Below are 22,547 nucleotides of genomic sequence, written 5' to 3'. Positions count from 1 at the left end.
CCTCAGTCCCAGGGGTCGCCCTCGGCCGTCATGTTCTCGGCGGCCCGGCGGTCGGCCTCCTCCTGGGCGAGCTTCTCCTGGGCCTCCCGGGTCCGCTCGATGTCGTTGCTGTACGCGTCGGCCGCCTCGTCGTGGGCGAGGGCGGCGCGCCGGGCGGCGTCCTCCCCCGTGCTCCCGTGCTGCGGCCACCGGTGGAACAACCTGTCCAAGATGCCCATGACTCCTCCTCCTGAGGGGACGGAACGACGGAATTCCGGGCTGCCCCCACTCTCACACCGGGCACGCACGGATGCACCTTGAGCCCTTGGTCCCGGTGGAACACGTCGAAGGGCCGTGGTCGGGGCCGCCCGGCGGGCGCAAGGTGGCGGTGTGAGGAACTCGACCGAGGAACTGCACGACGGGCCGCGCCGGCGGGTCGGCCCGCTGGCCGCGCTGGACGGGCGGCTGCCCCGCACCCACGACCTGCTGCTGATGCAGTGCCCCAGCTCGCTGCGCCCGCTGACCGGCGGCGAGCTGCCGGACTGGGCGCGCACCGTCCTGCGGGCGCACCCGTGGGTGACGGTCGGCCGGGCGCCCTCGGTGGTCGGCACCCCGGTGGACGTCCCGCGGCCGCGGCGCTGCACCCGCGACCCGGAGGCGGCGCCCGAGCACTGGATCCCGGTGACCACCCGCGGCCCGCGCGCCGGACAGCGGCTGGACGCCCTGGCCCCCTGGGCGGCGGTGGCCCGCACACTGCGCCCCGAACAGCTGGCCGAACGGCGGGCACGGCTCGCCCCCGAGCGGGTGACCGACGTCCCGGCGCTGGCCCTGCTGCCCGAGGTCGGCCGACTGGTCGCGGACCACCGCCTCGCCTGGGGCCCGATCGGCGCGGTCGGCTACGAACTGGGCACCGGCGTCCCGGTCGCCGGGCCGCTCAGCCCGCTGCGGCTGGTGCTGCGCGCCCCGCACCCGATCAGCCGGCGCGACGCGCTGCAGCTGCGGCGGGCGCTGAGCAAGCTGCCGGTGCCGGTACAGGCCGAACTGGAGACCCGCTACGGCGCGGTCCAGCTGGCCGAGTACGCGGCGGGCGTGCACACCTTCACCCTGCTGACGCCGTACGGGCCCCGCGAGGTCCACGACCCGTGGTTCCCGCGCGGCCCGTACGGGTGAGGGGGGAGAGCTCGTTCGGTGGCACCGTCGTCGGCTCCCTCCGGCTCCCGGTGCCCCGGCGCGGCTTCCCGCGCCGGGGCCCGTTCGGGTGAGCCGGGTCAGCCGCTGACGCTGGGCGCGCCCGTCTCCAGGTGGCCGGTGAAGCGTTGCGACCAGCTGCCGTCGACGTTCACCGTGACGGTGAAGTCGTACCAGCCGTTCTGGTAGGCCACGGCGTTGAAGAAGTCGCTGGTGCTGCCGCCGGCCGGGACCTGGTAGGTCCAGGGCCCGTCCGTGCGGTAGTTGTTGGAGGTGATCGTGAAGGTGATCGGGGTGGTGCCGGAGTTGGCCAGCTTGAAGTGGACCGCGAGCTTGCCGGTGCCCGGCTCGACCGCGTAGGAGGCGGTGACGGCGGCGTTCTTGCCCGGCTGGGTGAGGTCGCCGGTGAAGCGGCGCAGGAACCGGTTGGGGCCGACCACGGTCAGGTCGTACTTGCCGTTGCCGAAGCCGTTGGTGCCGCAGTTGAAGAAGTCGGTGACCGGGCTGCCGGAGCCGACGGTGTACTGCCAGGGGCCGCCGCTGCGGTAGGCGTTGGCGTAGGCGGCGAAGTGCGCGGACCGGGCGGCGCCGTCGTTGGACATCTTCAGCCAGACGTGCATGACGCCGCTGGGGTCGGCGTCCCAGTGGTCCAGGTTGGCGTTGGGCTGGTACGGCAGGGCGCGGGCCGGGCGGGTGCCGGGCTCCTGCGCGGGCAGCGCGTTGTTGCCGGGCGAGGGGTTGGGCAGCGGGCCGCAGGTGGACAGGCCGATGGTCTGGGAGGTGTCGGGCAGCGCGGGCATGCCGTACACCGGGTTGGCGAAGTCGAAGACCGAGGTGAGGTCGCCGCAGACCTGCCGGCGCCAGGCGCTGATGTTGGGGCTGGTGGCCGGCTTGCCGATGGCGGCGGTCCACACCTCCAGGAAGCGCAGCACCGAGGTGTGGTCGAAGGTCTCGGAGTTGACCCAGCCGCCGCGGCTCCACGGGGAGACGGCGATCAGCGGGACGCGGAAGCCGAGGCCGATGTTGGTGGAGTTGTAGAACTCGTCCGCGGTGCCGGCGGGCGCCGCCGGTGGCGGGACGTGGTCGAAGAAGCCGTCGTTCTCGTCGTAGTTGATCAGCAGGACGGTGGAGTTGAACACGTTGGGGTCCGCGTTCAGGGCGTCCATCACCAGGTGGACGAAGTGCGCGCCGTCCTCGGGGGTGGCGTAGGGGTGCTCGGAGGACTGCTGGTCGGCGACGATCCAGGAGACCTGCGGCAGGGTGCCGTTCAGCACGTCGGACCTGATCGCGGCGGCGATGTCGTCCGGGGTCCGGCCGGTGACGGCGGGGACGGAGCCCATGCCCTTGACGGCGAGCGGACTGCCGGCCGCGGCGTTGGCGAACTGGCTGAAGTAGGCGAGGGCGTTGTCGCCGAAGTTGTCGTTGGCGTTCTGGTAGACCTTCCAGCTGACGCCGGCGTTCTCCAGCGCCTCGGCGTAGGTCTGCCAGCGCAGGTTGGACTCGGATCCGCCGTCGTAGGCGGGGCCGCCGGCGGTGCCGCTGGGGTCGATCCAACCCGACCAGTGGTAGGTGCGGTTGGGGCCGGTCGCGCTCAGCACCGAGCAGTGGTAGGCGTCGCAGATGGCCCAGTTGTCGGCCAGCGCGTAGTGGAACGGGATGTCGCCGCGCTGCAGGTAGCCGAGGGTGCGGACGGTGCCCTTGGCGGACACCCAGGAGTCCATCTTGCCGCCGTTCCAGGCCTTGTGCTGGTCGGACCAGGCGTGCGAGAGGTCGCCGTTGCACTGCGCCAGGGTCTCCGGGGAGCCGGTGGCGCCCGAGGGATTGAAGGCCCACGGGTACTGACGGGCGAACAGGCCGTTCGGCTGGTTGAAGACGCTGTAGCCGCCGGAGATCCGGATGGTGGCCTTGTCGGCGAAGCCGCGGACGCCCTTGAGGGTGCCGAAGTAGTGGTCGAAGCTGCGGTTCTCCTGCATCAGGATCACCACGTGCTGCACGTCGGTGATGGTGCCGGTGGTGCTGAGCGTGGTGGTGGATGCGGTCGCGGCGGCCGCGGTCCCCGCGGCGCCGGTGCCGGCCGCCGCGAGACCGGCCGCGGCCGCTCCGGACAGCGTCACGAACTTCCTACGACTCAACTCGGCCATCAGCCCGGTCCGTCCCTTCGCTGGCGATGTTGTGTACACAAGTCGGGGCTCATCGATCGCGGAGCAGTCTCCACCGCGATCGGAGCGGGCCACCAGATGCGTGCAGCAGGGTTGTCGGATTGTTCGTCCGGGTGTCACCGGGCGACGCCGGGCTGAACGCCCGGCTGATCCGTCGGGGAGGAACGGGAGGCGGGTCAGCGGTCCTTGACCTCGATTCCCAGCGCATGGGCGAACTGCGGTGCCAGCTCGAGCAGTTGGGTCGAGCTGATGACGGCTCCGCGCAGGCCCTGGTGGCCGTCCGCCAGACCGAGCCGGGCGGCCCCGCGCAGGTCGGTCTTGCTCAGCGTCGCCCCGCGCAGCCGGACCTCCTCCAGCGTCGAGCCGGGGAAGGACACCCCGGTCAGCCTGGCCTCGCCGAAGTCCACATCGCGCAGCAGGCAGTCCTCGAAGACGACGTCCCGCAGCACGGCCGCCCGCAGGTTGACCGCCTCCAGCTTGCAGCCGCGGAACACCACCCGGCGCAGCGCGGCGCCGTAGCCCGCGACCCCGGCCAGCACGCCGCCGACGAAGTCGCTGTCCTGCCACTCGGTGTCGCTCAGGTCGCAGGCCACCCAGCGGCCGGCCTGCACCCAGACCTCGTTGAACCGGGCCTGGCGCAGCTTGACCCCGCTGAGCGCGACCCCGGTGAAGGCGCACTCCAGGAAGACGGCGCCGGCACCCGACTCGTCCGTGTGCGCGCCGCCGTCGAAGTGCGTGGTGTCGTACCGCGCGTCGCTGCGCAGCGGACCGGTGTGCGAGCGCAGCAGCTCGGCGTACGGGAGGTCGGCGAGCTGATCGGGGACGGAACGGGGCATGGCGGCGGCACCTTGCGGATCGGGGGCGAACGGGTCTGGCCCGCATGCTCGCACGTGACACCGACATCGCCGCCCGTACGCGCCGCCGGACCGGCCGTGCCGAGCGGCCGGTCCGAGCTCGTCACAGCCGTCAGCCGCGTGCCCGGAGCGAGTTGACCCGACTGCGCTCGGTGCTGTTCGGGTACGGGTTGGTGCAGGACGGGCCGGGGCCGCCGCCGGACATCAGCTCGCTGCACGGGCCGGAGTAGTGGGGGTCCCCGGAGCTTCGGACAGTCCGGCGGCCGCGCGGATGGCGTCAACCCGCGATAGCCCGGCCCAATCCCCCGGCAGCCCTCGGGATTTCGGCGGTCTTTTACTCGTCTTGACCCAGCCATGGCCCTGGCATTCCGTTCCGGGGGCGGCTAGGCTCCCACTCGGGGAAGCACCCGTGCGGCGGCCCGCCCGTTTCCGGCCGGGCGGGCCGCCGCACCCGACTCGCCCTGAGCTCAGGTCAGTTGGGCTCCGCCACGCCGTTCGCCCAGAGCGCGTCGACCTGGGCGCTCTCGATGGCGTCGGGGTGCGCGTTGGTGCAGGACGGGCCGGGACCGTGACCCGACATCAGTTCACTGCACGGACCGGCGTAGTCATCGGGCAGGCCGAGCACGTGTCCGGTCTCGTGGGCGACGATCCGGAGCGAGTAGTACTCCTGGGCCTGCTGGTGGTCGATGAAGATGTAGCCGTGTCCGTGGCCGTCGGTGCTGGCGTACGAGCCGCTGCCGTCGCCCTCGGTGTAGGAGAAGTCGCCGGTGCCGCTGGTCTCCTGGAGCCGGACGTTGTGCACCGAGTTGTTCCAGATCTGCGCGGCGTCGGCGATGTCGCCGGCGAAGGAGGGCGCGCTGGTGGTGTCGTAGGTGACGGTGACGGTCTGCAGCCACGGGTCGGCGGCCTGCCTGGCCCTGGCGGAGGCCAGCACGGCCCGGAAGAACGCCTGGTTGTTCGCGGCCCACTCGGTCGAACCGGCGTACGTCGATGCGGTGTCGCCGTGCACCGCCGGCGCGGCGACGGCGGTGGCGGGCAGTGCGGCGAGGCCGGCGGCCAGGGCCAGGCCCAGGGCGGCGGACAGCACGGATCGTTTCATGGGGGCTCCGGGTTTCGCGGCGCGCCGACCCGCCGGGGCCGGTGGGGGCCGGGCACGGCGGCGGCGCACAGTGGGGGCCGTCCCGGCGGAGGCCGGGGCGGTGTGCTGTCCGAGCTTCGACCCGTCCGGGCCCGTCGCGGATGATGCCAAGTGGCGATAGCCGGGCCGTATGGCGCGCCGGCTCGACGCCGTGCGGCGCCCCGGCTCGGCGCCGGCGGGCTCGTGATCTCCTGTCATGTCCTTGGCGAGGTGGCTGGGTGACGTCTATGCTCCCGTCGTGGAGCTCGACGTGAGACACCTCCGGGTGCTGTGCGCGATCGCCGACACCGGCAGCCTCCGCAAGGCCGCGCTCCAGCTCGGCATGACCCAGCCCTCCCTCACCACCCAGCTGCACCGGATCGAACGGGCCATCGGCGGAACCCTGTTCACCCGCGAGCAGACCGGCAGCCGGCCCACCGCCCTCGGCCACTCCGTGCTGTCCCGGGCCCGGCCGGTGATCAGCGAGATGGCCGCCCTGGTCGCCGCCGCCCGCCAGGAGGCCCGGGACACCACCGGCCCCGGCCACCAGCGCCGGCTGCGGATCGGCAGCGTCGGCAGCCGGGCGGTCGCCGCCTGGCTGCGCCGGGTGCACGAGCGGCTGCCGGACACCGACACCACCATCCACGTCGACATCTCCGCCAGCGCGCTGCTGCGGATGGTCGCCGCCGACCAGCTGGACGTGGCCTTCGTGTACGAGAGCGAGGGCTTCCCGCTGCGGGTGCCGCCGGGCGCCGAGCACCGGGTGCTGATGGCCCGCGAGCCGCAGTTCGTCGCGCTCGCCGCCGGACACCCGGCCGCCGCCCGGCCGGCCGTCCACCTGGCCGACCTCGCCGAGGACACCTGGATGGTCGACCCGACCGCCGACCACGAGTACGCCGCGATGCGCCGGGTGTTCAGCGAGGCCGGGCTCAACCCCCGGGTGGTGCAGGTGCGGGACAACGCCACCGCCGCCGAACTGGTCGCCTCCGGCGAGGCCGTCCGCCCCTGCCAGCCGACCTCACTGCCCGGCCCCGGCACCGTGGTCCGCCCGGTGCACGGGGACCCGCTGGCCGTCCGGCTGCTGTTCACCTGGCGACCCCGGGTGCTCAGCCCGCCCGCCCTGGACGCGCTGTACGGCGAACTGCGCGCCGCCTACCTGGATCTGGCCAAGGTCAGCCCGGCCTACCTGGACTGGCTGGCGCGGCACGAACCGGTGCTGCTGGAGCGGGTTCAGACCGTCTGAGCCCCGCTCTCCCGGCTGTGGACCAGCACCCCCACCGCGATCAGCACCGCGCAGACCAGGCCCGCCGCCGGCACCCCGGAGCCGCCCAGCGCGGTGCAGGCCAGCACCAGCACCGCCCCGGTCGGCGCCAGCGACTGGGCGAGCGGGCCGCGCTTGGTGTGCCGGGAGTGCAGGTACCAGACGCTGACCAGGTAGACCGCGGTCGGCACGGTGACCGCCGCGGTGGCGGCCGCCTCGGAGATCTCCGTCTTGTGCACGGCCGACTCCACCGCCACCTCCAGCCCGGTGCCGATCGCCGCCGCCGAGCCGAACACCAGGTAGTGCCCGTAACCCCAGGCGAAGGCCTGCCGGTTGGAGCGCAGGTGCTCGTGGACGGGCCGGGCGAAGTAGATCCACCAGGCGGCGAAGCAGATCAGCAGCCCGCCGACCGCCACCGGCACCAGCCGGCCCAGCCCCTCGTGCTCGTCCACCGCCGACTGCACCGCCACCGTCGCGGCGGCCACCGTCTCGCCGAGCACGATCAGGGTGAACAGCCCGTACCGCTCGGCGATGTGGTGCGGGTGCCAGGAGGTCTGCATCCGCAGTTCGGCGACCACCGGCACGGCCAGCTCGCACAGCACGCCGATCGGGATGACCACCGGCCGGGCGGCGTCCGGCAGCAGCAGCACCACCACCCAGCCGACCTGGCAGACCGTGATCCCCACCGCGTAGCGCAGCGCGACCCGGCGCGCCTCGCCCTGCTCGGCGGCCGCCGCGCGCAGCCACTGGGTGACCATCGCCAGGCGCATCACCACGTAGCCGGTGATCGCCAGCGCCAGGTCCTGGGTGGCGAACAGCCGCGGCACCCCGGCGGCGAGGATCAGCACACCGGCGATCTGCACCAGCGTGGTGATCCGGTACGGCACGTCGTCGCAGTCGTACGCGGAGGCGAACCAGGTGAAGTTCATCCACGCCCACCAGATCGCGAAGAAGGCGAGCGCGTAGCCGCGCAGGCCCTCGCCGTAGTGCCCGGCCGCGAGGGAGTGGGCGAGTTCGCGCCCGGCCTGGCCGACCGCGACCACGAAGCAGAGGTCGAAGAAGAGTTCCAGCGGGGTGGCGACCCGGTGCGGCTCGTCGCGGTCGCGCGGGACCATCCGGCGCACCGGGGGCGGGTCGACGTGCTGCGCGCGCGGCGCCGCTTCGGCGGGGTCACTGGCCATCGGTGCTGCTCCGGGGTTCGGGGAGGGACTCGCCGTCCCGCATCCTGGCAGCGGTCCGGTCCCGGTGCACGCACCGGCACGGCGCCGGTGCGTGCGTGCTCCCGTGCGGCGCCGGCCCACGCGCCGGCCCGTTCGTCAGCCGGTGCGCCAGCCCGTGCGTCAGCGCGTGCTCCAGCGCGTGCGTCAGGTGCGGCAACCACGTTCATGGGCGCCCCGGGCACGATGCCCCCGTATGTCCCTTTTTTCCTTGCTGTCAGCGACAGTTGACGCTTGGGTGCGCGAAGTGGGTGACAGCGCGGCGGGTTTCCGGGCGTGCCCCGCGCGCTGCGCCGCGACCGGCCGCGACGCCCCGCTAGATTCTCCCCCGGTTGGAAGCGAGCGCGGGCCCCTGCGGGGCCCCACGACACGGGCGGCCTGCGGGCAACGCGGAAGGTCAAGGCGGGTGGCAGGACACTGGGGGCGGCGAAGCCGGCCCACCCGTGTCCGCACCACCGGCCTCGTGATCACCGCGCTGCTCGCCAGCGCCTGCCGTGCGGTCGCCCTCGCCTCTTCCGCGGCCCGGGCTACTTCTCCCAGCCGACCTTGCTGTAGTCCTCGCTGCCCAGGCCGAAGGCGCCGTAGTTGGCGAGCCCCTTGCGGACCGCCACCACGACCGGCCGCTGGTAGAGCTCGACGGTGTGGCCGAGCTCCCAGATCTTCGCGTCCGCCTGGTTGTAGAGCTTCGCGGCATCCGCCGGGTCGACCGTTCCGGCCGCCTTCTTCAGCAGGTCGTCGATCTCCTGGCTGCCCAGGCGGGACGGGTTCTGGAAGGAGTTGTCGCCCACCGGCAGGCGGAAGTTGGCGAGGCTCTTGGAGTTCGGGAACGAGTCGGTGTTGCGCCAGCTGGCGACGTCGAACTTGCCCGGGGTGACGTACTTGGCGAAGAAGTCGTTGGCGGCCACCTTGTCCAGGTCGACCTTGACCCCGGCCGCCTGCCACATCGCCGCCGCCGCGGTGGCGAGGTCGAGCTGGGCCTGCTGGGTGCCGTCGCTGAGCACCCAGTGCAGCTCCAGCGGCTGCCCGTCCTTGGTCCGCGGCTGACCGCTGCCGGCCTCCTTCCAGCCGGCGTCGTCCAGCAGCTTCTTGGCGGCCGCGAGGTCGAACTTGGCCCAGTCGCCGGAATTGTCCTGGTAGCCGGTCTGGTTGGGCATGATGATGTGGTTGCCAAGCGGCTTGAACTCCACCGGCACCCCGTTGTTGGCGATCTTGATCAGGGCCGAGCGATCGAGCGCCCTGCCGAGCGCCTGGCGGACCTTCTGGTCCGCCAGCGCGCCGTTGCCACCGAACGAGATGTGCACCTCGTCCCACGGGCTGGCGGCCCGGATCGCGGTGTCCTTGGCGTTCTTGAGCTGCCCGTACGCGGCCGCGGTGCCGGCCGAGGCGAGGTCGATCTCGTTGTTGAGGTACGCCTGGATGCTCGCCGACTTGTCCATCACCCGGAAGGTGATCTTGTCGAGCTTGGGCTTGGTCCCCCACCAGGCCGGGTCCGGGACCAGGCTGAGGGTCTGCGCGGTCTTGTCCGCCGTCCCGATCCTGAACGGGCCGGCGGTGATCGGGATCTTCTCCACCCAGCCCTTGTTGAAGTCGTCCGGGGTGGCGATGCCGGCCGCCGGGATCAGCGGGCGGAACAGGTTCTGCCAGTCCGCGTACGGCTGGGCGAAGGTGACCTTCACCTCGGTCGGGTCGGCGCCCTGTTCGACCGCGGAGATCAGCTCGTAGCCGGACGGGTCGGCGATGTTGTACGCCGGGTCCTTGCCGTTGCTGCTCTGCCAGTCGGCCTTGAAGTCCAGGTAGCTGAGCGGCTTGCCGTCCGACCACTTGGCCTTGGGGTTCAGCTTGTACGTGATCACCTGCGGCGAGGTCGAGGTGACCTTGGCCTCCACCAGGTAGTCGGGGTTCGGCTGGAAGGTGCCGGAGGCGTCGGTGCCGAACAGCGAGGGCTCCACGGTGCGGATCAGGTTCACCGTGTCGGTGTAGCTGCCGCCGTCCACCTGGAGCGGGTTCCACTGGGTGATCCACTGGTCCAGTGCGAAGCGCACCTCGCCGCCGTCCTTGATCTGGTCCAGCGGCTTGGCGTTGATGTCCTGGGAGTCCTGTCTCGGCGGCTCGCTCTTGGCCACGTCGCCGCCCGAGCCGCCCCCGCCGGAAGTGCACGCGGTGACCGCCAGCGCGACGGCGACGGCGAGGGCGGCCGCCCGGCCGAGGCGGCGGGCCGAGGTGGAAGCGTCCATGAGGGTCCCCCTGATGAGGTCTGCGAAGCGGGAGTTGGGGCGCGACAGGCATGACTTGGCTTGAGCATGGGCACTCAATCCGGCACCGAGCCAGAGGAACGTAACAGCGGATCAGATCCGCCACCAGGGGGAGGAACGCACACCTGATCCAAAAGTCACGTGCGGCAATCCGGCCGCAACACCACGGTGCTTCACTCTGACCTGCGGGTTCACCGACAGCCCTGCCCTGCGCCAACTGCACCGCTCTTCCCGCCACCTGACGCCCCGACCGGGCCCCGACCGAAGGCCACCAGCCGATGCCCACCAGACGCGTCGACCCCGCCCCCACCCCGGACGGGCGCTGATGCTCCGCTACCTGGCGAAGCGCTTGAGCTACTACGCGGCGCTGCTGATCGCCGCCGTGTTCCTGGCGTACGCGATCTCCGCGAGCGCCCTGCAGCCGCGCACCTACTTCGACGCCAAGGTCCCCCGCCCGTCCGCCGAATCGGTCGAGCGCCAGCTCACCGCGCTCAACCTGAACGACCGGACCCCGGTCGTCGAACGCTTCGGCCACTGGGCCGGCGGCCTGCTCCACGGCGACCTCGGCCGGACCATCCACGACACCCCGGTCAACGACGACTTCGGCCGCCGGGTCTGGGTCTCGCTGCGGCTGCTGCTGATCGGCAGCCTGCTCGGCGCGGTCCTCGGCGTCGCCGCCGGGGCGTGGAGCGCCGTGCGCCAGTACCGGATCTCCGACCGGGTGCTCACCGTGCTGTCCTTCGTGCTGCTCTCCACCCCGGTCTTCCTGGTCGCGCTGTTCCTCAAGAACGGCGCGATCGCCGCCAAGGACGCGGCCGGCCACGAGGTCGTCCCGTTCACCGGCTACGAGACCCCCGGACTGGCCGGCGGCCTCGGCGCCCACCTCGCCGACTGGGCGCTGCACCTGCTGCTGCCCACCGTCTCGCTCGCCCTCGGCGGCCTCGCCACCTACAGCCGCTACCAGCGCGGCACCATGCTCGACGTGCTCGGCTCCGACTACCTGCGCACCGCCGAGGCGAAGGGCCTCACCCGCCGCCGGGCCCTGCTCAAGCACGGGCTGCGCACCGCCGTGATCCCGATGTCGACCATGTTCGCCTACAGCTTCCTGGGCATCTTCACCGGCGCGATCTTCACCGAGACGATCTTCGGCTGGCACGGCATGGGCGAGTGGCTGATCCAGTCGATCAACGAACAGGACGTCAACTCGGTGGTGGCGATCAACCTGTTCACCGCCGTCGTCGTGCTCGCCTCCGGCTTCCTGGCCGACACCCTGCACGCCGCCCTCGACCCGCGCGTGCGGTCCTGACCGGAGTGAGCTGAGATGACCGTCGTCGCTGCCGAACCCGCATCTTCCTCCACTCCCGCCGGACGGCCGCGGGCCACCGGGCGGGGCCGGCTCGTACTGGCCCGGCTGCTCGCCGCCCGCGGCGCCGTCGCCGGCACCGTCCTGATCCTGCTGCTGTTCGCGCTCGCCTTCGGCGGCCCGTACCTGACGCCCTGGGACTACGCCACCCCCGACTTCACCGCGCTGCACCAACCCCCCTCCGCCGCGCACTGGTTCGGCACCAACGGGGTCGGCCAGGACGTGTTCGCCCAGACCGTCCGCGGGCTGCAGAAGTCGCTGATCATCGGCCTGCTGGTGGCCCTGTTCTCCACCGTGCTGGCCTCGCTGGTCGGCGCCTGCGCCGGCTACTTCGGCGGCTGGACCGACCGGGCGCTGATGTTCCTGGTCGACCTGATGCTGGTCTTCCCCAGCTTCCTGATCATCACCGTGCTCTCGCCCCGGCTGCGCGGCAGCGGCTGGATCGCCTTCGTGCTGCTGCTCGCCCTGTTCAACTGGATGATCACCGCCCGGGTGGTCCGCTCGATGACCGTCTCCCTGCGCGAGCGCGAATTCGTCCGCGCCGCACGGTTCATGGGCGTCCGGCCACTGCGGATCATCAGCCGGCACGTCCTGCCGAACGTCGCCTCCTTCCTGATCGTCGACGCCACCATCGCGGTCGGCGGCGCGGTGATGAGCGAGACCGCGCTCTCCTACTTCGGCTTCGGCGTCCGGCCGCCGGACGTCTCGCTCGGCACCCTGCTCGCCGCCGGGACCACCGAAGCCCCGGTGTTCCCCTGGATGTTCTACTTCGCGGCCGGGCTGCTGGTGCTGTTCGTGCTCGCCGTCAACCTGGTCGGGGACGGGCTGCGCGACGCCCTCGACCCCACCGCCGGGGGCGCTCCCCGTCGCGCCCGTCGGTCCCGTCGTTCGTGGAGGAAGCCCAAGTGACCACCGCCGTCGAGACCCCGCTGCTCGCCGTCCGGGACCTGCGGGTGGACTTCGCCGGCCCGCACGGCCCGGTGCCCGCCGTCCGCGGGGTGGACCTCACGCTGCGCCGCGGCGAGACCCTCGGCATCGTCGGCGAGTCCGGCTCCGGGAAGTCCGTCACCGCGCTGTCGGTGCTCGGGCTGCTGCCGGGCACCGCCCGGGTCGGCGGCTCGGTCCGCCTCGACGGCCGGGAACTGGTCGGCCTGCCCGGGAAGGAGCTCGCCGCGATCCGCGGCCGCCGGGTCGCCATGGTCTTCCAGGACCCGCTGTCCGCCTTCACCCCGGTCTACCGGATCGGCGACCAGATCGCCGAGGCGGTCCGGGTGCACCAGCCGGTCGACAAGGCCACCGCCCGCCGCCGGGCCGCCGAACTCCTCGACCTGGTCGGCATTCCGGCCCCCGACCGGGCCCTGGACAGCTTCCCGCACGAGTTCTCCGGCGGCATGCGCCAGCGCGCGATGATCGCCATGGCCATCGCCAACGAGCCCGACATCCTGCTCGCCGACGAACCCACCACCGCCCTGGACGTCACCATCCAGGCCCAGGTGCTGGACGTGCTGCGCACCGCCCGGGAGGAGACCGGCGCGGCCCTCGTCCTGGTCAGCCACGACCTCGGGGTGATCGCCGGTGCGGCCGACCGGGTCGCCGTGATGTACGCGGGCCGGGTGGTCGAGACCGCCGGCGTGGACGAGCTGTTCGCGGCCCCGCGCCACCCCTACACGCTCGGCCTGATCGGCGCGCTGCCCCGGCTGGACGGGCGCGGCGGTCCGCTCGTACCCATCCCCGGCGCCCCGGCGCCGATGGCCGAACTGCCGCCCGGCTGCCCGTTCGCCGCGCGCTGCCCGCTGGCGGAGGAGCGCTGCTCGACGGCGGAGCCTCCGTTGAGCGCGGAGCCTCGGTTGAGCGGGGAGCCTCCGTTGAGCGGGGAGCCTCCGTTGAGCGCGGAGCCTCCGTTGAGCGGGGACGAGGGGCACCAGGCCGCCTGCGTGCGGTCGGCGGAGCTGGCCGAACGGCGGCCCGCGCCGAGCGAGGTGTACCCCGTGCCCGAGCTGCCGGCCGGCCCCTCCGGCGGGGACCGCTCCGGACGGACCCCGGTGCTGTCGGTGAGCGGGTTGGGAAAAACGTTCCCGCTGCTCAAGGGAACGGTGTTCAAGCGCAAGGTCGGCGAGGTCTACGCGGTGGACGGCGTGGAACTGGACCTGCGGGAGGGCGAGACCCTCGGCCTGGTCGGGGAGTCCGGCTCGGGCAAGTCCACCACGCTGTTCGAACTGCTGAAGCTGGGCGCCCCGGAGACCGGCCGGATCGAACTGCTCGGCCGCGACACCGCCGAACTCACCCGGACCGAGGTCCAGCGGCTCCGGGCCGAACTGCAGATCGTGTTCCAGGACCCGATGGCCAGCCTCGACCCCCGGATGCCGGTCGGCGACGTCGTCGCCGAACCCCTGCGTGCCCAGCGCACCCCGCGCGAGGAGATCGCCCGCCGGGTACCCGAACTGCTGCGCCAGGTCGGCCTCGACCCGGAGCACGCCGTCCGCTACCCGCACCAGTTCTCCGGCGGGCAGCGCCAGCGGATCTCCATCGCCCGGGCGCTCGCCGTCCGGCCGAAGCTGCTGGTGCTGGACGAACCGGTCTCCGCCCTGGACGTCTCGATCCAGGCCGGCGTGCTCAACCTGCTGCAACGGCTCAAGGCCGAGCTCGGGCTGTCCTACCTGTTCGTGTCGCACGACCTCTCGGTGATCCGGCACCTCGCCGACCGGGTCAGCGTGATGTACCTCGGACGCACGGTCGAGCAGGGCGAGGTCTCCGCCGTCTTCGACCGACCCCGCCACCCCTACACCCGGGCCCTGCTCTCCGCCGTCCCGCTGCCCGACCCGGCCGCCGAGCGCGCCCGCGCCCGCATCCTGCTGGCCGGGGACCCGCCCTCCCCCACCGAGCGCCGCACGGGCTGCGCCTTCCGCACCCGCTGCCCGCTCTACGCCGGGCTCCGGGACGCGACGGCCCGGGCGCGGTGCGAGCGGGAGCGGCCGACGCTCGACGGCTTCGACGGGGTGGATCAGCAAGCGGCCTGCCACCACCCGCAGTGATCGCGGTGGGTGACCGTCCGAATACGATTCGGCGGATCGGGCCGGCGCCGTGTACTGTCTTCCACGTCAGCAAGCGCCGCTAGCTCAGTTGGTTAGAGCAGCTGACTCTTAATCAGCGGGTCCGGGGTTCGAGTCCCTGGCGGCGCACATGGCAAGGTCTCAGGCCGTCCACTCCGGTGGGCGGCCTGAGGCGTTTCCGGGGCGGGTAGACCTTCCCACCATGACCTCCTCCGACCCCCGCCCGCTGGCCGAGGAACTGTTGCTGCTCTGCGCCGATCCGGCGTCCGGGCACCTGCGCTCCCCGACCGCCTTCCCGACCGCGATCGCGGGCGCCGTCCTCGCCGAGCTGCAGCTGACGGGCACCATCACCGTCGAGGACCGCCGGATCACCGCCTTCCGGCCGTCCGGCGACCACGACGAACTCGCCGCCAGGGTGCTGACCGAGCTGGAACGGGCGGGCAAAAGCCGCCGCCGGACCACCCTCGACCACGCGCTGGCCACGCTCCGCTACCGCAGCGGCCCCCGGCGGTACCTGGACCGGCTGACCGAGCAGGGCGTGCTCACCGTCCGCACCCCCGGTTTCCTCGGACTGCCACGCCGCCGCTGGACCGCCGTCCGGCCGGACGCCGGGGCGCTGATCGCCGAACGCGTGGCGGCGACGCTCGCCCGGACCGCCGACTCCGGCCCGACCACCGGCTCGGAGCAGCGGGACCACCAGCTGGCCGGGCTGATCGGGACGACCCACCTGGAGCGCCGGCTCTACCCGGGAACGGCGGGCGAGCCGACCCGGCGCGCGGTGCGGCAGCTCGCCCACAGCCTGCCGGTCCCCCAGGCCGTGAACCGGGCCGCGGCCCGGCGGAGAAGGGCGATGAGCAGTTGACGGCCGAGGCCCCCCGACCGCCCCGGACCGTCCCTGGTCACCCCTGACCGCTCCTGACCGCTCCGGGGCCTCAGCCCGTGTCCAGTACGGCGGAGGCCACCGCGTCCGGGCGGTCGAACATCACCAGGTGCCCGGCCGGGGCCGTGGTCCGGTAGTCGGCCCCGAGCAGCGTCGCGAGCTCCCGCTGCCGGGCCAGCCAGGACTCGGTGCGGCCGGTCCGGCAGCCGTCGTCGGCGGCCAGCACGGTGACCGGCAGGTCCTCGCGCAGCGGCCGGGTGCGCCGCAGTTCCTCCAGCTCGGCGGCCATGTCGAGGTAGCGCCAGTTCTCCCGGAGCATCGCGCGCAGGGCCCGGCCGGTGCGGTAGCAGTGCCGGACCAGCGGCGCCGGGGCGAGGTCCTCGCGGCGGACGGTGGACAGCCGGGCGGTCATCCGGCGGGCGGTCGGGCCGAGCAGGTACGGCACGGCGAGGGCGGTCGCGGCGCCCGCCAGCGCCCGGGCCGCCAGGTCCCGTGCGGCGGGGGCCGGGTGGGGGCGGGCCTGCGGTTCGACGCTGGCGTCGACCAGGACCAGCCCGGCGGCCCGCTCGGGGTGCAGCCGGGCGAGGGCCTCCACGTGGAAGCCGGCGAGCGAGTGGCCGACCAGGGTGCAGGGCCCGCCGAGGCCGAGGCCGTCCAGCACCGCGCGGATCCGCTCGGCCTCCCCGGCCGCCGTCGGGGCGGGCCGCCCGGTGGCCGGCTCGGCGGCGCTCAGCCCGTAACCGGGCCGGTCGAAGCGGACGACGGTGCGGTAGGGGGTGAGGAAGGGGACGACGAGGTCCCAGTCGAACCAGCTGCTGCCGAGACCGCCGGTGAGCAGGCAGACCGGGCCGCTGCCCTCGGTGCGGACGTGCAGCGGGACGCCGTCGATGCGCAGGAAGCACGCCCGGACGGCGGGGCTGGTCGGGCCGGTGGGCACGGTTCCACCCTAGTCGGCGGCGAAACTCCTCCCCAAACGGGAGGAAACGGACGCCGGGGCGCCCGGGGCGCCGGGTGGAGCGGGCGTGGTTCGAGGCACCCCTCGGAAGCGTGTATTGTTTTCCAGGTCAGCAGGCGCCGCTAGCTCAGTTGGTTAGAGCAGCTGACTCTTAATCAGCGGGTCCGGGGTTCGAGTCCCTGGCGGCGCACAGACGGTTGGGGAGCCTCTCGCAGCAGCGAGGGGCTCCCCGATTTTTTGGCCCTCGACGTCCGTTTTGCGTGTGATGTCGGTCTCGATTGCCGTTCCGGCGGAGCCATTGGGCCCGCCCGGCTCGTCCTGGGCAGTAAACCGGAATCGGGACAGAGGTCCCCAACCGCCGATGTCCCCGTCTGTGCAGGCTGGCCCGGTCCGCCCGCAGGAAAGGCCGCGCCTTGTTCCGAAACGCCCAGAGCGGCCGCCGCACGCCGTCGATCGGCCTCCGGCCGGTCAAGCGGCTCAAGCGCTCCACCACCACGGCACCCGGCGGCAGGAAGCCGCGCCGCCCCAAGCGCACCGGCTGGCGCCGGCTGATACCCACCTGGCGGATGACCCTGCTCGGCTTCGCCACGGCGCTGCTGCTCGGGGTCGGCCTGTTCGCGCTCGGCGTCGCGCTGGTGAAGGTCCCGGACGCGCACGCCGCCGCGACGGCGCAGAGCAACACCTGGCTGTACGCCGACGGCTCGGTGATCACCCGCACCGGCCAGACCAACCGGCAGAACGTCGGCCTGGACAAGGTCTCCCCCGCCGCCCAGCACGCCGCGCTGGCCGCCGAGGACCGCAACTTCTACAACGAGGGCGCCGTCAACGTCCAGGGCCTGGTCCGGGCAGCCCTCAACACCGCCAAGGGCGAGGGCACCCAGGGCGGCTCCACCATCACCCAGCAGTACGTGAAGAACACGTACCTGAACCAGAAGCAGTCGATCACCCGCAAGGTGAAGGAACTCTTCATCTCGATGAAGGTGGACGCCACCGAGAGCAAGGACGACATCCTCTCCGGCTACCTCAACACCTCCTACTACGGCCGCGGCGCGTACGGCATCCAGGCCGCCGCCCAGGCGTACTTCGGCATCGACGCCTCCGCGCTCAACCCGGCCCAGGGCGCCTACCTGGCCACCCTGCTGAACGCCCCGAGCGCCTACGACGTGGCCACCGCGACCCCGGCGGGCAAGCAGAACGCCGTCAACCGCTGGAACTACGTCATGGACGGAATGGTCAAGGAGGGCTGGATCTCCGCCGACGAGCGGGCCAGGACCACCTTCCCGGACGTCAAGGACCCGCAGCCCAACCCGGGCCTGTCCGGCCAGTCCGGCTACCTGGTGGACGCGGCCACCCAGTACCTCACCTCGAACAACGTCATCAGCGAGACCGAGCTGGCCAAGGGCGGCTACACGATCAAGCTGAGCATCGACCCGACCCGCCAGCAGGCCCTGCAGGACTCCGTCCAGGCGCAGCTGCACGACACCCTGAACCCGGACAAGCGGAAGAAGGACGCGGCCGCCCAGGCCGGCGCCGTCTCGGTGGACCCGAAGACCGGCGCGGTCGTCGCCCTGTACGGCGGCGTCGACTACGTGAAGCACTACGTCGACAACGCCACCCGGCGCGACTACCAGGCCGGTTCGACCTTCAAGGCGATCGCGCTGGCCGCCGCCTTCGAGAACGACGCCAAGACCCAGGACGGCCGGACCGTCACCCCGCACACGATCTACGACGGCACCAGCGGCCGCAAGGTCCGCGGCGGCAAGGGCACCCCGTACGCGCCGCCGAACGAGGGCGACAGGAGCTACGGCCAGATCAGCCTCCAGCAGGCCACCGACTGGTCGGTCAACTCGGCCTTCGCCCAGCTCGCGCAGGACACCGGGCTGCAGAAGGTCAAGGACACCGGCATCGCCCTGGGCCTGCCCGGCAACACCCCGGGGCTGGACCCGGTGCCGTCCATCCCGCTCGGTGCGGCCACCCCGAGCGTGCTCGACATGGCCGGCGTCTACGCCACGCTGGACAACGGCGGCAAGCAGATCACCCCGTGGCTGGTGCAGTCGGTGGACCGGGGCGGCGAGGCCGTGGCGCTGCCCGCGCACAAGACCACCCAGGCGATCAGCGCGGACACCGCCAACCAGGTCACCTCGATGCTCCAGGGCGTGGTGAGCGACCCGGGCGGCACCGGCTGGCGAGCCAAGGCACTGGGTCGTCCGGTGGCGGGCAAGACCGGTACCACCGACGACCAGAAGTCCGTCTGGTTCGTCGGCTACACCCCCGAGCTGGTCACCTCGGTCGCGCTGTTCGGCCAGGACCCGGCCACCGGCGCCCAGGTCAGCCTGAGCGGCGTCGGCGGGATCGACGGCGCGGCGGGCGGCCAGTACCCGGCGCAGATCTGGACCAGCTACATGAAGGCCGCGCTCAAGGGCCAGCCGGTGAGCGACTTCCCGACCCCGGCGGACGACGGCGACTCCTCGGGCGCCACCGACCTGCCGACCACCCCGAGCACGCCGAGCGGCACCCCGTCGACCAGCGCCACGCCGAGCACCGGCGCGGGCAACCAGGGCGACACCTCGGGCGCGAACTCCTCGGGCGGCACGGGTTCCGGCTCCGGTGCCGGCCCAGGTGCCGGCTCCGGTTCCGGTTCCGGCGGGAACGGCACCGGGTCGGCCACGGGCCCGACCGGGCAGCCGACCACCCAGCCCACCTCGCGGCCCACCGGCCGGCCGACCTCCCGGCCGACGCCGACCACCCAGCCGACCACGGGCCCGACCGGGCAGCCGACCACCCAGCCCACCGGCGGGACGGACGCGCTTACGGGGGCCGGGGCGGCGGCCGGGGGCTGATCGGGGCCGGGGCCGGATCAGGCTCCGGCTGGATCGGGCCCGCGCCGGACAGGCCCGCGCCGGACAGGCCCGCGCCGAATCAGGCCCGCGCCGGATCGGCCTTCCGGGCGAAGTCGTCGACGCGGATCACTGGCACGGGCCGGATCACCGACGGGGTCGGTGGTCCGGCCCGCTCGGGTGAGCGCGCCGTTGCGGACAGTTGAGACCAGGACCAAATGACGAAATGGCGCCTTACCGAAGCATCGGTATGACTGTCACAATGCGCCAGTGCACAGATCAACGGCCTCGCCCACCCACCCTTCGGGCAGAACCCTCGGCCTCGGCCTCGCGCTGGTCTCCGCCTTCGCGTTCGGTGGCTCCGGTACCGCGGCCAAGCCGCTGATCGAGGCCGGACTCTCCCCCCTGCACGTGGTCTGGCTCCGGGTCACCGGTGCGGCCGTGGCCCTGCTGCCGGTCGCCTACCGGCACCGGGACGCCGTCCTGCGCCGCCCCGGCCTGCTGCTCGGCTTCGGCCTGCTCGCCGTGGCCGGCGTCCAGGCCTGCTACTTCGCCGCGATCTCCCGCATCCCGGTCGGCGTCGCCCTGCTCATCGAGTACCTCGGGCCGCCGCTGCTGATCGGCTACGTCAGGTTCGTGCAGCGCAAGCCCATCAGCCGGGGCGCGGCCGTCGGCGCCGGCGTCGCGGTGGCCGGGCTGGCCTGCGTGGTGGAGGTCTGGAACGGCCTCGGCTTCGACGCGCTGGGCGTGCTGTTCGCCCTCGGCGCGGCCTGCTGCCAGGTCGGCTACTTCCTGCTCGCCGACGCCGGCCGCCGGGGCGAGCGCCCGGTCGACCCGCTGGCCGTCAGCGCGTACGGGCTGCTGATCGGCGCCGTCCTGCTCACCGTCCTCACCCGGCCCTGGCAGGCCGACTGGAGCCTGCTCGGCGGGTCCGTGGTGATGAACGGGCAGAGCCTGCCCGCCCTGGTCCCGGCCGCCTGGATGGTGCTGATCGCGACCGTGCTCGCCTATCTGACCGGCGTGGTCTCCGTCGGGTACCTCTCGCCGCCGGTCGCCGGGGTGGTGGCCAACCTGGAGGCGGTGGTCGCCACGGTGCTCGCCTGGGTCCTGCTCGGCGAGCACCTCGGGCTGCCGCAGGTCGCGGGCGGCCTGCTGGTGCTGGCGGGCGCCTTCGCCGCGCAGACGAGCAAGCCGTCGGCGGTGGAGGCGGGGGCTGAGCCTGGGACAGGGGCAGGGGCTGTTGTCTCCGGGGCCACTGCTTCCAGTGCCATGGCGGCCCGGGAGCGGGTGGGCGCCGGCGACCCCGGGGTCAGCGGCCGGTCCAGCCGAACCAGTCGAGGTGACTGACCGGCCACACCACGGCCGACACCGGGCCGACCACGTTGCCCACCGGCACGGCGCCGCCGCCCGGGCCCTGCCGGTGCCAGCGGGAGTCCGCCGAATCGCTGCGGTGGTCGCCCTCGACCCAGATGTAGCCCGAGGGCACCTTCACCGGGCCGAAGTCCATGCCCGCGCAGGAGTCGTCACCGGGGTGCAGGTACGGCTCGTCGACCTTCCTGCCGTCGACGGTCAGCGTGGTGCCCGCGCACTGCACGGTCTGGCCGCCGGTCGCGATGACCCGCTTGACCAGGTAGTTGTCGTCCTTCGGCGGCACCAGCCCGACGAAGCTCAGCACCGAGCTCACGGCGTTGGTGAACGGGTTCGGGTCGACCGGCTGCGGCGGCAGCCAGTTCCCCGGGTCCTTGAACACCACCGGCTGCCCCTGCTCCGGCTTCCAGCCGGTCAGCGGCGCGAGCTTGTTCACCCCGACCCGGTCGCCGATCCGCAGGGTGTTCTCCATCGACCCGGACGGGATGGTGAAGACCTGGAACAGGCAGGTCTTGATCAGCAGCGCGACCACCAGCCCGACCGCCGCCATCACCGGCAGCTCGACCCACCACGGCCGGGGACGGCGCCCGGCCCGACGGGCCTTGCGACCGCGCGAACCGTCGGCCCGGCGGCGCGCCCCGGCCCGGCCTCCGGGTGCGTCCCCCCGGGCGGCATGCTCGTGCGGACCGCGCCGGTTGTACGGACCGTTCCCGCTGTGCGGACCGTTCTCGTGCGGGCTGCTCGGGCCGCGCGGGGCCTGCGGGGTGTTCTGGGCGTCCCGGGCGGCTGGTACGCCGGATTCGGCGGGTTCGCTGGGAGCTCCGCCGGACGTTCCGGGCAGGTTCACCGCCATCGTCGCTGCTCCACCTCTCCGGCTGGGGAAAGTTGCACGCTACGCCAACCGGGGAGCCTCACGAAATCCGGCTTTTAGCCGCGCCCGACATCGCCGCCGCGCGCAGCCGCATCGCGGGTTCCGATGCCGGGCGCCGCCCTCAGTGCCTCAGCACCCTCAGCGCCCTCAGGACCGGGCGATGGCCTCGTGGTGCCTGATCACTTCGGCGATGATGAAGTTCAGGAACTTCTCCGCGAAGACCGGGTCGAGCTTGGCCCCGGCAGCCAGCTCCCGCAGCCGCTTGATCTGGTCCCGCTCCCGCGCCGGGTCCGCCGGCGGCAGCTTGTGCTCGGCCTTGAGCCGACCGACCCGTTGGGTCGCCTTGAAGCGCTCGGCCAGCATGTGGACCACCGCCGCATCGATGTTGTCGATGCTCTCGCGCAGGCTGGTCAGCTCCGCCCGTACCGAGTCTTCGATCCCCTCGGTCACGCCGGCGTCGGGGGTCGTGGGCTGGTCCGTCATCGGGTCGGCTCCCGGTGTCTGGGGTGGGCGCCCGACCGTGGGCCGGCCGGGCTCGGGCCCGGGCAAATCTAACAGGGGACCCACGCCGGACCGACTCCGTTCGGGGGAACCGTCCAACATCCGGACAGCCCACGGACCGTCCGGCGCCCGGCTCCGCGACCGGGCTGCCCGTAGGCTGGTGCGTGCATGACCGGAAGTGACGACTCAACAGTCCCTCAGCACTGGAGGAACCGATCGTGGCAACCATCCGCACCGCCCGCACCGCCTGGGAGGGCGACCTCCTCCACGGCAAGGGGCAGGTGACCTTCGCCTCCTCCGGGATCGGCGAGTACCCCGTCTCCTGGGCGGCCCGCGCCGAAGAGCCCAATGGCAAGACCAGCCCCGAGGAGCTCATCGGGGCCGCCCACTCCGCCTGCTTCTCGATGGCCCTCACGAACGGCCTGACCAAGGCCGGCAACCCGCCCACCAAGCTGGACACCCGGGCCGACGTCACCTTCCAGCCCGGCACCGGCATCACCGGCGTCCACCTGACCGTCACCGGTGAGGTCCCCGGTCTGGACGAGGCCGGCTTCGTGAAGGCCGCCGAGGACGCCAAGGCCAACTGCCCGGTCAGCCAGGCCCTGACCGGCACCACCATCACCCTCACGGCCAAGCTCGCCTGATCGCCTCCCCGGGCGTCCGGGGCCTCTTGGGTGTCCGGGTATCCGGGGCGC

At 72.9% G+C, this 22,547-nt stretch carries 18 protein-coding genes, 2 tRNA genes and 1 pseudogene; 11 read left to right on the top strand and 10 right to left on the bottom strand.

Going from position 1 to position 22,547, the window contains the following annotated elements; all coding sequences use genetic code 11:
• Positions 1-2 precede the first annotated feature (2 nt).
• Positions 3-218, bottom strand: coding sequence for a hypothetical protein (locus O1G21_RS24845; RefSeq protein WP_270146802.1), 216 nt, complete (start codon positions 216-218; stop codon positions 3-5).
• Positions 219-369: 151 nt separating this feature from the next.
• Between O1G21_RS24845 and O1G21_RS24840 the strand changes: the two genes are divergently transcribed.
• Positions 370-1,149: a phosphoribosyl-dephospho-CoA transferase MdcG domain-containing protein gene (locus O1G21_RS24840; protein ID WP_270146801.1), complete on the top strand. Its 780-nt coding sequence runs from the start codon at positions 370-372 to the stop codon at positions 1,147-1,149.
• Between the two features lie 98 nt (positions 1,150-1,247).
• On the opposite strand, the gene O1G21_RS24835 is transcribed toward O1G21_RS24840, so the two are convergent.
• From O1G21_RS24835 to O1G21_RS24820, 4 genes and pseudogenes are all read right to left on the bottom strand, one after another.
• Positions 1,248-3,308, bottom strand: a complete 2,061-nt coding sequence (locus tag O1G21_RS24835) for a phosphocholine-specific phospholipase C (RefSeq protein ID WP_270146800.1) — start codon at positions 3,306-3,308, stop codon at positions 1,248-1,250.
• Positions 3,309-3,502: 194 nt separating this feature from the next.
• On the bottom strand, positions 3,503-4,162 hold the full coding sequence (locus tag O1G21_RS24830; RefSeq protein ID WP_270146799.1) for a pentapeptide repeat-containing protein: 660 nt from the start codon (positions 4,160-4,162) through the stop codon (positions 3,503-3,505).
• A gap of 130 nt (positions 4,163-4,292) precedes the next feature.
• A pseudogene (locus O1G21_RS24825) lies at positions 4,293-4,412 on the bottom strand (snapalysin family zinc-dependent metalloprotease); the annotation flags it as partial.
• 240 nt (positions 4,413-4,652) lie between these two features.
• Positions 4,653-5,279 carry a snapalysin family zinc-dependent metalloprotease gene (locus tag O1G21_RS24820; RefSeq protein ID WP_270146798.1) on the bottom strand — a complete coding sequence of 209 codons (627 nt, stop codon included), beginning with the start codon at positions 5,277-5,279 and terminating at the stop codon, positions 4,653-4,655.
• 235 nt (positions 5,280-5,514) lie between these two features.
• Here O1G21_RS24820 and O1G21_RS24815 point away from each other — a divergent pair, with 235 nt between their 5' ends.
• Complete coding sequence (locus O1G21_RS24815) at positions 5,515-6,540, top strand: LysR family transcriptional regulator (RefSeq protein WP_405000703.1); 1,026 nt, start codon at positions 5,515-5,517, stop codon at positions 6,538-6,540.
• On the opposite strand, the gene O1G21_RS24810 is transcribed toward O1G21_RS24815, so the two are convergent.
• Together O1G21_RS24810 and O1G21_RS24805 are read right to left on the bottom strand one after the other, a co-directional pair.
• Entirely contained in the window at positions 6,528-7,739 is a 1,212-nt protein-coding gene (locus O1G21_RS24810) for a low temperature requirement protein A (protein ID WP_270146796.1), read from the bottom strand. The two genes, O1G21_RS24815 and O1G21_RS24810, sit on opposite strands and share 13 nt — an antisense overlap.
• Before the next feature lie 563 nt (positions 7,740-8,302).
• Entirely contained in the window at positions 8,303-10,009 is a 1,707-nt protein-coding gene (locus O1G21_RS24805; protein ID WP_270146794.1) for an ABC transporter family substrate-binding protein, read from the bottom strand.
• A 343-nt stretch (positions 10,010-10,352) separates the two neighbouring features.
• Between O1G21_RS24805 and O1G21_RS24800 the strand changes: the two genes are divergently transcribed.
• The 5 genes from O1G21_RS24800 (at position 10,353) to O1G21_RS24780 (ending at position 15,302) form a co-directional block, all read left to right on the top strand.
• Entirely contained in the window at positions 10,353-11,333 is a 981-nt protein-coding gene (locus O1G21_RS24800; RefSeq protein ID WP_270146793.1) for an ABC transporter permease, read from the top strand.
• Positions 11,334-11,348: 15 nt separating this feature from the next.
• Positions 11,349-12,299 (top strand): ABC transporter permease, encoded by a 951-nt coding sequence (locus tag O1G21_RS24795; RefSeq protein ID WP_270146792.1) that lies wholly within the window; start codon positions 11,349-11,351, stop codon positions 12,297-12,299.
• Positions 12,296-14,422 carry a dipeptide ABC transporter ATP-binding protein gene (locus O1G21_RS24790; protein ID WP_270146791.1) on the top strand — a complete coding sequence of 709 codons (2,127 nt, stop codon included), beginning with the start codon at positions 12,296-12,298 and terminating at the stop codon, positions 14,420-14,422. The genes O1G21_RS24795 and O1G21_RS24790 overlap by 4 nt, the downstream gene beginning before the upstream one ends.
• Positions 14,423-14,495: 73 nt before the next feature.
• A tRNA-Lys gene (locus O1G21_RS24785) sits at positions 14,496-14,569 on the top strand.
• 73 nt (positions 14,570-14,642) lie between these two features.
• Complete coding sequence (locus O1G21_RS24780) at positions 14,643-15,302, top strand: GOLPH3/VPS74 family protein (RefSeq protein WP_270146789.1); 660 nt, start codon at positions 14,643-14,645, stop codon at positions 15,300-15,302.
• A 70-nt stretch (positions 15,303-15,372) separates the two neighbouring features.
• On the opposite strand, the gene O1G21_RS24775 is transcribed toward O1G21_RS24780, so the two are convergent.
• Positions 15,373-16,257 carry an alpha/beta fold hydrolase gene (locus O1G21_RS24775; RefSeq protein WP_270146787.1) on the bottom strand — a complete coding sequence of 295 codons (885 nt, stop codon included), beginning with the start codon at positions 16,255-16,257 and terminating at the stop codon, positions 15,373-15,375.
• A gap of 134 nt (positions 16,258-16,391) precedes the next feature.
• Here O1G21_RS24775 and O1G21_RS24770 point away from each other — a divergent pair.
• From O1G21_RS24770 to O1G21_RS24760, 3 genes are all read left to right on the top strand, one after another.
• Positions 16,392-16,465, top strand: a tRNA-Lys gene (locus O1G21_RS24770).
• A gap of 223 nt (positions 16,466-16,688) precedes the next feature.
• The gene (locus O1G21_RS24765; RefSeq protein WP_270146786.1) at positions 16,689-19,115 is read left to right on the top strand and encodes a transglycosylase domain-containing protein; all 2,427 of its coding nucleotides are present in this window, start codon (positions 16,689-16,691) and stop codon (positions 19,113-19,115) included.
• A 267-nt stretch (positions 19,116-19,382) separates the two neighbouring features.
• A complete protein-coding gene (locus tag O1G21_RS24760) occupies positions 19,383-20,459 on the top strand; it encodes an EamA family transporter (RefSeq protein WP_270146785.1) in 1,077 nt (358 codons plus the stop codon).
• Here the strand turns inward: O1G21_RS24760 and lepB are convergent.
• Positions 20,422-21,333: a signal peptidase I gene (gene lepB / locus O1G21_RS24755; protein WP_270146784.1), complete on the bottom strand. Its 912-nt coding sequence runs from the start codon at positions 21,331-21,333 to the stop codon at positions 20,422-20,424. The genes O1G21_RS24760 and lepB overlap by 38 nt on opposite strands.
• 165 nt (positions 21,334-21,498) lie before the next feature.
• A complete protein-coding gene (locus tag O1G21_RS24750) occupies positions 21,499-21,834 on the bottom strand; it encodes a chorismate mutase (protein WP_270146782.1) in 336 nt (111 codons plus the stop codon).
• A 236-nt stretch (positions 21,835-22,070) separates the two neighbouring features.
• Between O1G21_RS24750 and O1G21_RS24745 the strand changes: the two genes are divergently transcribed.
• Entirely contained in the window at positions 22,071-22,496 is a 426-nt protein-coding gene (locus O1G21_RS24745; protein WP_270146781.1) for an OsmC family protein, read from the top strand.
• Positions 22,497-22,547 lie beyond the last annotated feature (51 nt).

The sequence above is a fragment of the Kitasatospora cathayae genome (genome assembly GCF_027627435.1).
Lineage (GTDB): Bacteria > Actinomycetota > Actinomycetes > Streptomycetales > Streptomycetaceae > Kitasatospora > Kitasatospora cathayae.
This window is presented reverse-complemented; position numbering and strand designations above follow the sequence as displayed.

Coding starts and splice junctions, on each gene's coding strand:
- O1G21_RS24845 (WP_270146802.1), bottom strand. CDS start 218: ATGGGCATCTTGGACAGGTTGTTCCACCGGTGGCCGCAGCACGGGAGC.
- O1G21_RS24835 (WP_270146800.1), bottom strand. CDS start 3,308: ATGGCCGAGTTGAGTCGTAGGAAGTTCGTGACGCTGTCCGGAGCGGCC.
- O1G21_RS24830 (WP_270146799.1), bottom strand. CDS start 4,162: ATGCCCCGTTCCGTCCCCGATCAGCTCGCCGACCTCCCGTACGCCGAG.
- O1G21_RS24820 (WP_270146798.1), bottom strand. CDS start 5,279: ATGAAACGATCCGTGCTGTCCGCCGCCCTGGGCCTGGCCCTGGCCGCC.
- O1G21_RS24815 (WP_405000703.1), top strand. CDS start 5,515: ATGTCCTTGGCGAGGTGGCTGGGTGACGTCTATGCTCCCGTCGTGGAG.
- O1G21_RS24810 (WP_270146796.1), bottom strand. CDS start 7,739: ATGGCCAGTGACCCCGCCGAAGCGGCGCCGCGCGCGCAGCACGTCGAC.
- O1G21_RS24805 (WP_270146794.1), bottom strand. CDS start 10,009: ATGGACGCTTCCACCTCGGCCCGCCGCCTCGGCCGGGCGGCCGCCCTC.
- O1G21_RS24800 (WP_270146793.1), top strand. CDS start 10,353: ATGCTCCGCTACCTGGCGAAGCGCTTGAGCTACTACGCGGCGCTGCTG.
- O1G21_RS24795 (WP_270146792.1), top strand. CDS start 11,349: ATGACCGTCGTCGCTGCCGAACCCGCATCTTCCTCCACTCCCGCCGGA.
- O1G21_RS24780 (WP_270146789.1), top strand. CDS start 14,643: ATGACCTCCTCCGACCCCCGCCCGCTGGCCGAGGAACTGTTGCTGCTC.
- lepB (WP_270146784.1), bottom strand. CDS start 21,333: ATGGCGGTGAACCTGCCCGGAACGTCCGGCGGAGCTCCCAGCGAACCC.
- O1G21_RS24750 (WP_270146782.1), bottom strand. CDS start 21,834: ATGACGGACCAGCCCACGACCCCCGACGCCGGCGTGACCGAGGGGATC.